This is a genomic window from Staphylococcus sp. GDY8P72P, from assembly GCF_016890655.1.
Classification (GTDB): domain Bacteria; phylum Bacillota; class Bacilli; order Staphylococcales; family Staphylococcaceae; genus Staphylococcus; species Staphylococcus arlettae.
Window position 1 is genome coordinate 116,933 of the sequence record NZ_JAFEQJ010000011.1, and the last position, 13,460, is coordinate 130,392.

Sequence of the window (13,460 nt, forward strand, 5' to 3'; positions counted from 1 at the left end):
GCAAGGATGACTAGAGTTAAAAAAAGAAAGTTTTGAAGCGCATTTTCAATTCAGTCAGTTATTGTCAATTTTAAACAAAACAAGAACACATCAATGATGTCACACCCTCCGTAATGCAGAAAAATCTTACCTCTTGTCAATTATATTAAGAAATTAATAACCCAAATTACTAATTGTTTTTCTTAGTCATCATTATATGACTGAAAATACTTAACTAAACTATTTTTTGTAGTCTTGATTATAGGTAAGATATCATTTTTCCCTTTATAACTAACACCTATTGTTCTTCGCGCATGGTAATTTCTTATTGGCAATTGTGTTAAATTTGGCAGCTGAATATTTTTCATATGCGGTAAAATAGATACCCCTAGACCAGAACTAACAAAACTAGCTACAGTTAATGTTTCTTCACCTTCAAAGTTAATTTCTACATCTAAATTAAAATTGTTTAAAATCTCATCCACTTGTTCACGAAGTACAAATCCTTTTTTTAATAATATAAATTTTTCATTACTTATACTAGTAATATCGACCGTCGATTGTTGCGCAAGGGCATGGTTACTATTAACTGTTAAATATAATTCCTCTTCTAATAATGGCACGAAGTTGGTACTTGTTGTTTTATTGGAAATCGTCGTAATAGCAATATCAATATCACCGTTATCTAACATCTTAAATAAATTATATGCATGATTTTGTACGAGTTTCACTTGAATTTCTGGATATTGCTGTCTAAACTGCTTTAAAAACTCAGATAAATACGTCGGACCGACTGAATGTAAAAAGCCAATTATAATTTCACCTGATAATGCATCAGTCGCTTGCTTGACTTTACTCTTAAAAATCTCCATTTCCTGTGTAATATTTTGTGTCGTTTCCAAAAAAGCATTACCGTATTTATTCAATTTGATGCTACGACCAATGCGATTAAATAACGGCACCGTCAACTGCTTTTCTAATTGTTGGATTGCTCTACTCAATGCTGATTGGCTAATATTCATCGCTTTAGCCGTTGCTGTAATATTTTCCGACTTTGCTAAGTGTTTAAAATATTCTAAATGATGCCATTCCATTAGTAACATCCTCTCTTATGTAAATAACGCATAGTTTACATGAAAATAATGCAATATTTAAATTATATAATTCATGCTACCATAAAATTATTAATAAGAAGAGGTGTTTACACATGCAGCCAGTAACGAATAACTACGTGGGAAAAGGATCAAAAGCATATACAAAAATTATAATAGCCTTATTCATTGCAGGTTTTACGATATTTTCTATTTTATATAGCGTGCAGCCACTCATCCCACATTTTACAAACATCTTTCATGTAAACAAGACTGCTGCCAGTCTGCCTTTATCTACAACTACGTTGACTTTAGCACTTGCAATGCTATTTTTCGGCGCGATTTCCGAAGTGATTGGTCGTCGTTCTGTTATGTACTTTTCCGTCATTTCAGTAACACTATTAGCTTTAGTACAGCCCTTCATTACTGATTTTAATATGTTTTTAATTATACGATTAATACAAGGTATCTGTTTAGCAGGCTTACCTTCTATTGCTATGGCATATATAGGGGAAGAAATCTCTGCCAAAAGTCTCCCTGAAGCTATGGGGATTTATATTAGCGGTAATGCTTTCGGTGGCGCATTTGGTCGTATATTCACGGGGTATATTACTAGTCTATATGGTTATCAAACGGGGTTACTTGCTATTGCCTTATTAAGTGTCGTTGCAGCGATATTATTTATTTGGTTATTACCGCCATCTAAACATTTCACGCAGCAAACTTTCTCTATTAAATCCTTACTCAAGAGCTATATTCAACATTTAAAAAATATTCGATTGCTCAAACCCTTTATATTAGGATTTTTATTGCTTGGTAGTAACATTGCTGCCTTTAATTATATTAGCTTTGAATTAAGTGATCCTAAATATCATTTGCCTCATAGCTTTATTAGTTTTATTTATGTACTTTTCTTACTCGGAATGGTGTCCTCAATGTTAAATGCGAAATTACGTGCCAAATTAGGGACACTTCCTGCATTAAAACTGAGTCTTTTAACCTTAGCACTTGGGATAACGATTACCCTACTCCCTGCATTAGCTTTTAAAATTATTGGCTTAGCGTTAAGTGTAGTCGCATTTTTTAGTGGGCATGCCATTGCCAGTGCTGTCGTAGCAAGTAGAGCGCAACACCATCAAGCACAAGCTTCTAGCTTATATTTACTTTTCTATTATATGGGGTCTTCTATTGCAGGCACACTTGCTGGTTATTTTTACAGTGTTATGCAATGGTCAGGAGTAGTATTAATGATTGTCTGCTTTATGGTTGTCGCCTTGTTCATTACGTTAACAATTAAAACGAAATAAAGAAACGGAAAGTAAAATCTGTCATTTGATATGATTTCACTTTCCGTTTTGCGCTATTATTCCGTTTAAAGTTAGCTATTAATTGTAGTATGAATACTTAAAATATTACTTTTCCCGTTGTACTAGGCCTTTACGCCCAACTAATAATAATACGCTTCCTAGTATCGCAAGGAATGACGCAAAAATTGTTACTGTTGTTCCTTCATTAATTCCAGTTTTGGGCAAAGTGTGTTGCACGCTGTTCTCATTCCACATTTTCTTTTTCATTGTAGGCTTATGCTGTGCTGGTTCACTCGTTGTAGAAGAAGGTTTGTCCATCTTCCACATTACTGTATCCTTTTCAGGCATATCTGCCATCCATTTTGTTGTTGTTGCACTGTTGGATTGTGTTGTTGACTGACTCTGCTTTGCCATGACTTCTTTATATTGGGGTGACATTGATTGTTGTCCAGCTTTCATATTACTTTGTTTAGATTGTTTATTTCCTCCACCCATTGCTTGCGGCATCGGTTGACTTGGCTTCATCATATTATCTGGACTCATTGGCTTCATTGGTACTGGGGCAGTTTGCTTTTCTTTTACATTGGACTGCTTATTTCCTTCATCCATTACTTGAGGCATCGGTTGACTTGGTTCCATCATATCCCCTGGATTCATTGGCTTCATTGGTACTGGGTCATCTTTCATATTACTTTGATTGGACTGTTGATTGCCTCCATCCATCATTTGCGGCATCGGCTGACTTGGCTTCGGCATAACCTTTGTATCCATTTGTTGCGATGTCAGTGAATTTGGCTTCATCTCAGGTGATTGTTGAGGTGGCGCTTGTGTTGATGGTTTTACTTGTGGTTTTGCTACAGTTGGGTCAATAACTGTTACTTGCGCTGTATTGGAGATTTTGCCAGTTTTATTTTTAGCTAAAAATTGTATGGTGTCTCCTGCCGTTAATCGTTTGCCGAAAGGTACAATGACAGTAAAGCGTCCAGTCCCATCCTCTTGAACATGTACAGTATAGCCATCTGAGAAAACTACCTTAACTTCTGTATTTTTATCTGTTGTCCCTGTAATTTCTCTCGATTTAGTCGTAATCGTATCGACTTTTGGTTGCTGCGGCTCAATGTTAACATTCATATCGATAGGTTGAACGGCTTTTTTCATTTTATATTTTAAAATAACATTTTGGTTCTCTCTCGTATAAGTGATTATATTATTTTTTACCGGTCCCTCAGCCATTACAAATTCATAATTATCGTCTGACACGTCTTTTTGCAAATGATTGATCGAAATGATATCACCAGCTTTACCGGCTAGATAATTAGGTCTTGCTATGTTTTCTCCAGTGTCCACATCTTTATACTGCACATAAACAGTCGATGTTGGTACGTATGTGAATGAGCCAAATTTAAATTGTTGTTTATTTGATCCATTGGGACCTGTAGATGCAAATATAGTTAAATTAAACTTAGTTGTCTTACTTAACCGTAGCCAATCAGCAATATTACGTTCCCAAGTTTGCCCCTCATACAGTACTTTTAACATTTCAGTCTTAGGATTAAATTCGAACGAAAACGGATAAAAAAGATTATTATCAGGCTTTCCTCTAAGTAATTTAGGTCCTTCTATACCATTCTTAGAATTATACGTTATCGCTTTGTGCTGATAATCCTGTGTCGTATGAATAAAAGCACCAAAGGCACCTAACTGATTCAAATAACTAGGATCTGCTTTAGCAAAAGTACTCTCTTGTCCATCAAATTTGGTATCCAATTTAAAACCAAAGGCGTTTTTCAAGCCCCCTATACCGACTGCTGGTCCTGCTTTACCTATTTCACCCGGACTGTTCGGTGACAAGATAAAGCTCACACCATTACCGCTATTTTGAGCCATACTTCTGTGACCTAAATTCACCTTGCCAGTCAAATGAAAACCTTGTGAAATATCTAATTTCGAAGTTAAATATGCAGCACTAACTAAGTTATTTGTATCATCAGTTAAACTAATAATTCCTGTATTCGGATTATACCAACTAGTATTACCAATCACTCTAAAATGATCAGCAAAGTTTGCTTTCGTCACCTGCTCTTGACCCTTGACAGCTGTATCTATGTTTTCATTTATAGTTGTTGCAGGAGAATGCACTACATCTCTAGCAGTCGAAGTCATTTGAGCTGTTGTGTAGTTTTCTTGTTGTGGTGACTCACGATACATTTTTTTAGGGGCTAACCACTTATCTGCTGATGCTTGAGATTGTTCAACAGATTTTACTGGCTGTTTTGGAAATGTTGTTTGTGTAGTGTTTGAAGGTGTTGATATTACATTGTTAGCAGGGTTATCTAAAGTATTATCTGGTCGAGACACTTCAGGTTTATTATCGTTATACGTTGGGGTGTTATGGTGCTCATGCGCTACTGATAAATGTTTATCTGTGTTTACAACGTCATTATTCATTATTTTTTTGTCTATAGACTGTGCATCTCGTTGTACATCAGTATCCCATTTGTGTAGCGAAACTTGGGATTGATCTACATACTGTTCTAATGTTTGCGCTTGTTTGTTATGTTCAGCTGCTTGCGCTTGTTGGTGCTGTCCAAATATTAAAAATGTACCAAGCAATATCGATGCAGTCCCGACAGAATATTTGCGAATGGCGTAATAATTACTACGATGTTCATTATGATAAGTTATGTTGTTCATAGATGTTCTTTGCTCCTTAAATAGTAAATTACTTTGTAAAAATATTTTATCTAAGGATATTATAAATAAGTTTAATGGCTTCTTTGTATTGATTCTAAACTTTGTAAAAAATACATGATAATTAGTAAAAGTCTAGTTATCATGTGTTTCTTATACTTTATTCTCAATTGCGCTATCAAACCAAATAAACGTCTTGTTACTATTTTTCAATATATGTTAAAACATTAAACCTTGAAGGGACGGAAATGCTTGTTTTTTATTCTTATAATATTTTTCTATTCGTTGAACTTTGGCTGTCACATTAGATTGTACATTATTTATCCCTTCTTAATTTAGTACTTTATAGCTTTTCATAGTGCTGAACAAACCAATAATAAGTACTAATGTCGCAAAAGCTAATGCAATATTATAATTATTCGAAGCTCCAATTAATACACCAGAAATCGCAGGGGCAACCATCTGTCCAACACTGTAGATCACCGTTAAGGAGGCAACTAAATTTGACTTTCCTCCCGATTGATACATTAACTTTTGGCCTGTAGACATAAAAAGTGTCGTTAAACCTAAAAATGTACTACCAAACAAAATAGAACTTATCATCAAAATCAATGTGTGATTAGATAATATTGGTAAACTCACACCGATGATTTGAAGCACAAACGCACAATAAGTCGCTTTATCATAACCGATTTTCTCTGCAATGACTGACCACATTACAGTTGAAGGTATAGCTCCTAAACCTACAAACATCCAACTTAATGCCGCATAATCTGCCAATTCAGGAATAGATTTAACTATAGCTACTAAAAATGTACCCGTAATAATATAACCTGCACCTTCACAAAAATAAGCAATTGAAAAATAGCGTATAAATTTAGCATTTAATGGTTGCCTGTCCTCTATCTTAGCGTGTTGTGTTTGGTCTATCTTTATAGTTGGATTATCACGCATACCAAAGATGACGAACATCCCACCTAATAATGAAACAACCCCCAACACAATCCATGTCAATTGCCAACTATCATTATGAGTTTGAAAAAATATATAAATACTGCTAGTAAAAATACCTAGTCCTACGCCACTATATAACAAACCAGAAATATTCGATTTTTGTGCTTGTCGTAATGCTTCTAACACAATATTAGATGCTAACACAAATACGGTACCACTCGTTATTCCAGATACTAAACGCAGCATGGACCATAAACTGTATGACTCTGTCACTCCCATCAAAATGGTTGCCATAATATTGATGATCAAATATATTTTCAAATCTATAGCTTTGCTTTTAAAAATAAAGTACATCGGAATAATTGCACCAATTAAGTAACCCAGATAATTAATTGTGGCTAAAAAACCTGCTTGAGCACTATCCATATGTTCAGATACTTGCATAAAGGGCAAAATAGGTGTATAAGCAAAACGTCCTATCGCCATTACTATAAATAAAGCTAGCATACCTAGCCATAATTGTCGTATTGCATGTCGCATCATCAAGTTGCACCTCTTTCTATATTTATCTTTCATTATACTTAACTATAATGCGTAATAGAAATAAAGATTTTTCTTCAAATTATCCTTGCTGTTGATTATTGCTCCAGGACTCACTGAAAACCTTTGCACAAAAATCATATATAAATTGATTTATTTTTTAAATTCAATCAGTTGAATTTAAATTAATATGAGTGTAATATTCGATTGGTCTTAATTTATATTAGTATTTACTAAATATGAATATAAAAGATTAATTAAGGAGTGTTTATATGTTCAATCAACCAAAACAATATATTAATGGTGCATGGGTAGATAGCCATAGCCAAGAAACAATTGCTGTTATTAATCCAGCAACTGAAGCTGCTTTTGGCACAATTGCTAAAGGTAATGCACAAGATGTAGAAGACGCTGTTCAAGCTGCTAACAATGTTTATTTAGAATTTCGCCATTCATCTATCGACTATCGTAAGCAATTATTAGATGCGATTGTAACAGAATATGAAAATCGTAAAGCTGATTTAATTGAAGCAATGACTTTAGAGTTAGGTACTCCGGTCACTGCAGCTGAAAATGTTCATTATGAAATGGGCTTGGCACATTTCAAAGCTGCGCGTGATGCGTTAGATGATTTCCAATTCCAAGAACGTCGTGGTAATAATGTCGTAATGAAAGAAGCGATTGGTGTCGCTGGTTTGATCACACCATGGAATTTCCCAACAAACCAAACAGCTATTAAATTAGCAGGTGCGTTAGCAGCAGGTAGTACAGTCGTACTTAAACCTTCTGAAGAAACACCATTTGCTGCAATCATTTTAGCCGAAATCTTTGATAAAGTTGGCGTTCCTCAAGGTGTATTCAACTTAGTTAATGGTGACGGTATGGGTGTTGGTAATCCATTATCAGAACATCCATTAGTTAGAATGGTTTCTTTCACTGGTTCAGGTAATACTGGCAGTAAAATCATGGAAAAAGCGAGTGTAGATTTCAAAAAAGTATCGCTTGAATTAGGTGGTAAATCACCATTCGTTATACTTGATGATGCTGATTTAGAAGCTGCAGCAGACGCAGCAGTGCATAAAGTAGTCGATAATTCCGGTCAAGTATGTATCGCAGGTTCACGTACATTAGTACCAGAATCTCAAAAAGATGCCTTTATTGAACAAGTTAAAGCTAAAATCCAAACAATTCATGTTGGTGATCCACAAGATCGTTCAGTAAATATGGGTCCTGTGATTAATGAAAAACAATTCAACCAAGTACAAGAATTTATAAAAATTGGTCAAGCAGAAGGTGCAACGCTTGAATTTGGTGGCGAAGGTAAACCAGAAGGCTTAGAAACAGGATATTATATCAAACCTACTGTATTTTCTAATGTAGACAACACTATGACAATTGCACAAGAAGAAATTTTTGGACCTGTTATGTCAATTTTGACTTATTCTGATTTAGATGAAGCCATTAAAATTGCCAATGATACAAAATATGGCTTAGCTGGTTATGTATACGGTAAAGATATGGAAACATTACAATATGTTGCAACATCATTAGAAGCTGGTGTTATTGAAATCAATGAAGCACCAAGAAGTTGGGACCTACCATTTGGTGGTTACAAACAATCCGGAATCGGCCGCGAATGGGGCGACTTCGGTATCGAAGAATTTTTAGAAGTAAAATCAATTTCAGGTTTCTTCAACTAAAAACTGGAAATGGCCTAGAAATATAATTATATTAAAAATATTTCCTAGTTCTACTCCAGCAATGTCACATATAAAAGCACATTACAAGCAATCACCTATTTAAGGCAGTAGCTTGTAATATGCTTTTATTTTTTATAATTAACTTGGATCAAATTGCGCTTCTAAATTAGTTTCTAATTTAAATACTATGATTCGTTCTCCTGTGCGAGAGCTCAAGTCTGTATGTAAACTTACGACGTTCGCTCCAGTAATATTATAAATAATTTCTTTTAAGTGTTCTGCACCAGATTCAAGCAATTTAGATCGTGTTCGTTTAATTGATAGCAAGCCTTCTTGTGTTTCACACACAGTATATTCTGCTGGCGTCAAAATACCTTGCAAGTCAATAATAATCATATTTCTTAAAATATCTGTTTTTACAGATAATGAGCCTCTACCGAGATATTCTTTTTCCCATTGTGTCACTGCTTTACTAATTTCAGATTCACAAGAGCCTTTCGTTAAAGTCATTAAACGATATACCTCCTATTATTTCTAGCTAGCATTTGTTATTGCTTGTGATGATAGCGATAGTACCTTGCTATATTATATCAAAAATAATAACACTGTCACTTGTCATTACCAGATATGCCACTGTCCATCCGGAGTAATATTCGCTAAATGTAACCAATGATTGTCTACTTTTTGTTTAAAGTTTGGACTTTCTTGTAACAAGCGATCAATATGATCATCAGGGGCTTGAATTACAATTAGCAATCTTAGAGGTGCATGATATGCTTCATAATCAGATTTCATAACTGATTGCCATGGTAAACCAGTCAATAAATCACTCGCATTTCCTTGCATAACACCCAGTCCACCAGTCACTGTATGGGTAGTCTTACTACCACTACCGTAATAATGTGGTGCTACGGTAGAAGCGTAATATTGTAAGTTAATCCATTGAGCCACAGTAGCAGGCCCCGCGATAATATTTGCTAGAATAGAACCTGTTGGATCTTGGCGCCAATCATAATTTTGTAAGAAAGCTCTACCTTCTAAATTCGTCTGTTGTGTTAATGTTCTTTGGCCGATAATAAATGACGCATTTCTTGCTAATCCCCACTCTGGTCTAATTTCGCTCCAGTCATGTGCTAAACGTTGCGCTTCATGTTTTGCATTTTTAACTGATTGTGACAATCGAGGTAAAGTTAACATGCGCTCTGCATTAGCATTAAGACTTACTTGTGGCATTGCTGCTTTAATTTGTGTTAGTGCAGTTTGTGCAGCTGTAGATAAGTTAGGCACATAAATCCAATCCAACTCATCAAGAGCACTATTATGTTGCGCTGCTACAAATACTGTTTCTTGTGGAATTGTGATTCCTACATTTATCAATGCTTCACGGACTTCTTCTAAATTACACAACATAGCTAACACCTTTGCATTAAATCCACTGGCAGCACCACCACATGCCCCACAATCTAAAGAAGAAGCATATGGATTATTCGCACTTTGACTACCGTGACCACATAAAACAACTAATGGTGAAAAATCATGTGTTAATCCCATTAACTCCAATCCTTGTTTTACATATGTCACTTTTTCTTCTTTTGTGAAGCCTACTGGTAAACCGTCTTCTTCTCCATACATTTCATGCGTTAAAGTCAGCGAGCTCTTTGGTTTATTGAACCAGTTTTTATAAAATTTTTGGATTAAGTTTCCAACAGGTCTAGGTACAAAACTACGCGAAAACATTTGGACACTGAGCCATGAGCCACTTAATTCAGGTAATAATAAACTTGGCAGCACATTTTGTTTCATTTTCTTAAACGTATAAATTAATGAACTCACTGAATATTTGCGTTGTAAATGCATCTGTAAATCTTGCGGACGCGCCACTTCTTTTACTTTATGTAGTGGCTCATTCATAACTGGTAAAGATGCATGACTGTGATGACTACCCAATTGACAACTTTCTATAGGTATGCCGAAAAACCCTGCTATACCAATTGTCTCAAAAGGTCCTGCTGCTTCTAGCTGGCGTCTAAATTGTTCTGATCGTACATCTATACAAAAGGCTAGTTGTGCTTGCGTACTGTCATTCTTTTTTTCTGCTTTTGAAACGTTCGTGAGTTGATGGCGCAATTGCTGGGCATAACTATCTTCCCACGCTTCTAACCACAATGTTCTACACGTTTTGTCATCCAATCGTTGCGCTAATTTCAAGTAGTCATGCTGTTTAGGCATCGACAATTGGTTCCAATGGCTTGTTGTTAACCCTCCCCAATGTATCCAATTATTTATCAACGTCACTACAGATGGACGTGCCACAGGGTTTGATGCATTAAAAGGGGCAAATGGTTGAATAAATACCCACTCTAATGCTAGACGAATCGCTAAGTATTCAGTTATCAACGGCGCTTTATGACCCACTTTTTCATTTTGCCATAATAACATACCTGCCCAACCCGGTAGTGCTAATAAATGATTTTCTAAGTAACCTTGAATTTCATCATGTGGAATTGCTAAATGTTCTAACATTTGTGCTATAGCTTCCAGTGGTTCAGAAGGTACTTGTTTTAATGCTTGTCGTTGTACTTTTGATAATGCTGGATCATGTGTTACTAATCGTTGCCAAGCATAAAAGAATCCTTCTTCACGTCCTGGCATTGTCCAACTTGATTGGTTTTCATCCAAGTACAACTTACACCATTTAATGACATGGTAATCAAGCAACTGTAAATATGATTCTTTCGGCTTATGTTTAATAAACTTACTTCTGGGTGGCATAGAGCGTTGTAACCAGCGTTGAAAGACATCATCATCAGGTAGTTCAGTTGTCGCCGCTAAGTCATAACTTTCAGATTCTATTGTTAACGGTTGATCAACTAATTTCAGGGCATTGCTCCCATATTGTTTTGCAACTTCAAAAGGTACATTTAACTGTTGTTGTTCTATCCATTGTTCCAAACGCTCAACTAAATAGCTATCCTCAATTTCACCTTTTTGATAAGCATCTTTAATAATTTTTTTGCCTGGAAATATATCTACATCTCTTGAATTATCTAACCATCTGCCGATAGTTTCGAATTGTTTATCTTCAAGGTTGACCCAAGGATGTCGTGCTGCAAATATAGAAATTGGTGATAATGGAACAATTACTTTTGTCGCACGTGTAATAACCGCTTCTATACTATCATTGTGCAATTGTTTGTGTGCTGTAGACTGCGCTGTAACCATGGTCATTCCTCCTTTAAGATAAAAATTTCTTGAGATAGTTAGGGTGCCGTTCTATTGCTTTTGTTTTCGCATCGCCTAAACGCACTAACCATAAATATATAATAGCGAAAACTTTTGATGATTGATGTTTCGCAACCCACGTACTTATAATGCTACCGAGCACTAAAATAACAGCTACCAATATTATAATAAATAGTGATGGGTGACTATTGCTAATAGCAATATTTTGTAACCACGCATTGAAATAATGATGGATAACAAAATAAACCACGCCCACTATAACGAGTGCGATGAGACCAATAATCCGCCCCATTTTCCCTTCACCAAAGGCTACTAGTTGAGTCCATGACATCGATAACGACCATGCTAGAATAAGTGCACTGATTATTCGGTATCCCTCGCTCGGTTCTGCTAACCAGAAGATTATAGCTAATACAGCTGCTAAAATACGACCACTAACAATCCAAAAATACGACATTCTTTCATTCGCTCTTACCGGCACTTCAAACCGTTGAAGCGCAGAACCTGATCTTAAAAACAATGTTGCTTTAAATAAACCATGTAAAATAAGATGAATGATTGCAGCAACATAGGCGCCTAATGCACACTGTATTAACATAAAGCCCATTTGCCCCATAGTAGACCCAACCAGTTGTCGTTTATAATCTACATGAACCAAGCTAATGCCAGAACCTATTAATACAGAAATACATGCAATAATGATTAAAATCAATGATGCAAAATCACTATGAAACAACGGTGAAAAACGTGTCAACATAATACCACCTGCATTCACAATACCGGCATGCATAATTGCAGATACTGGCGTAGGTGCAGCAACAGATTCTATCAACCATCGTTGGAATGGCCATTGAGCTGCCGGAACAATCACAGCAATAATAAGCAGCAATGATAAACCAAAGTATTGCCATCCAGTAACCATACTAAGATGCGCTTCTGTTAAAGCTGCCGAAAACGTCCATTCTCCTGTAATAACAAATAACCATAAGACTGAACATGCTAAAGCTATCCAACTTAGTAAAAAATAACGACTTGTAACTTTTGCTGCCGCTTTAGTTACTTTCCATTTTCGATTCAGGCGCATCAGCAATGATAAACAAATTAAAGTCAGACCCCAAAATGCCGTCATTAAGCGTAAATCATCACTTAACCATGCAATCGCTGCAAAACTTGTCACTAATTGAAATAACACAAAATATTTACGATAATTAAAATCGCCTTTTAAATACTGCATCGAAAAGCGTTGGATAATTAATCCAATGACTAACACAAAGAATGCCATTAACCATGCGAGAATATCAAAATGAAAAGGTCCTAATTTCTCACTATTATCTATGTTAATTAAGGCAATTAATGCGATTAAAGGTGGTAATGCACTTACCCCTATATGTATTTTTATATAAGACAGTGGTACACGTTTATTAATAAAAATAACACCACTTATCCCAGCAATGATTAACGTGCTGAAAAACACAATCATGAATGTTAAAAGTCCTGATGTAGCATCCATATACTAGGCCCCTTTCCATTTAAAATAGTAAATGCTCAAAACTATATTTTACAAAATAAAAAAGCCAACAATTTGAAAGATACACTAAGTGTGTTTCATTACAAATGTTGACTTCATTACAACCTACTCCCGTAAAGGAATATTTTGCGCTGCTGTCGCTATGTTATCAATAATTTTTCGTTATACCGTTAACTATAGAAAGCAACTGCACCTAAGATACTTTTTCATTCAACCAATATTATTATATTAATCGTCTGCTAAAGTGGGAATTCACCTTTCAATAAGTAACGGTATATTAATTCAGAATAGTAACAATTTATAACTTTTTCAGCTATCTGTCAAGTTCTAAGCTATTGCTACACCAATATTACAACCATTAAAAATGGGAGTGGGACAGAAATCTGATTTAAAAAAATGATTTCGCCGTCCCACCCCGGCAAGGATG

At 35.4% G+C, this 13,460-nt stretch carries 8 protein-coding genes; 2 read left to right on the forward strand and 6 right to left on the reverse strand.

Annotated features, from left to right (window positions below; translation table 11 throughout):
- Positions 1–182: 182 nt before the first annotated feature.
- Entirely contained in the window at positions 183–1,073 is an 891-nt protein-coding gene (locus JVU85_RS06185; protein WP_021459441.1) for a LysR family transcriptional regulator, read from the reverse strand.
- 113 nt (positions 1,074–1,186) lie between these two features.
- On the opposite strand from JVU85_RS06185, the gene JVU85_RS06190 reads away from it, so the two are divergent.
- On the forward strand, positions 1,187–2,377 hold the full coding sequence (locus tag JVU85_RS06190) for an MFS transporter (protein WP_002509060.1): 1,191 nt from the start codon (positions 1,187–1,189) through the stop codon (positions 2,375–2,377).
- Positions 2,378–2,482: 105 nt separating this feature from the next.
- Here the strand turns inward: JVU85_RS06190 and JVU85_RS06195 are convergent, their stop codons facing one another.
- Both JVU85_RS06195 and JVU85_RS06200 read right to left on the reverse strand, forming a co-directional pair.
- A complete protein-coding gene (locus tag JVU85_RS06195; RefSeq protein ID WP_204172163.1) occupies positions 2,483–5,071 on the reverse strand; it encodes a lectin-like domain-containing protein in 2,589 nt (862 codons plus the stop codon).
- 327 nt (positions 5,072–5,398) lie between these two features.
- Positions 5,399–6,565 (reverse strand): YbfB/YjiJ family MFS transporter, encoded by a 1,167-nt coding sequence (locus tag JVU85_RS06200; RefSeq protein ID WP_204172164.1) that lies wholly within the window; start codon positions 6,563–6,565, stop codon positions 5,399–5,401.
- Positions 6,566–6,834: 269 nt separating this feature from the next.
- Between JVU85_RS06200 and JVU85_RS06205 the strand changes: the two genes are divergently transcribed.
- The gene (locus JVU85_RS06205; RefSeq protein ID WP_204172165.1) at positions 6,835–8,262 is read left to right on the forward strand and encodes an aldehyde dehydrogenase family protein; all 1,428 of its coding nucleotides are present in this window, start codon (positions 6,835–6,837) and stop codon (positions 8,260–8,262) included.
- Between the two features lie 138 nt (positions 8,263–8,400).
- Here the strand turns inward: JVU85_RS06205 and JVU85_RS06210 are convergent, their stop codons facing one another.
- The 3 genes from JVU85_RS06210 to JVU85_RS06220 all read right to left on the reverse strand — a co-directional run bounded on the left by JVU85_RS06210 (position 8,401) and on the right by JVU85_RS06220 (position 13,015).
- Positions 8,401–8,772: a Na-translocating system protein MpsC family protein gene (locus JVU85_RS06210; protein ID WP_021459445.1), complete on the reverse strand. Its 372-nt coding sequence runs from the start codon at positions 8,770–8,772 to the stop codon at positions 8,401–8,403.
- A gap of 108 nt (positions 8,773–8,880) precedes the next feature.
- Positions 8,881–11,484, reverse strand: coding sequence for a DUF2309 domain-containing protein (locus JVU85_RS06215; protein ID WP_204172166.1), 2,604 nt, complete (start codon positions 11,482–11,484; stop codon positions 8,881–8,883).
- A 13-nt stretch (positions 11,485–11,497) separates the two neighbouring features.
- On the reverse strand, positions 11,498–13,015 hold the full coding sequence (locus JVU85_RS06220) for an NADH dehydrogenase subunit 5 (protein WP_204172167.1): 1,518 nt from the start codon (positions 13,013–13,015) through the stop codon (positions 11,498–11,500).
- Positions 13,016–13,460 lie beyond the last annotated feature (445 nt).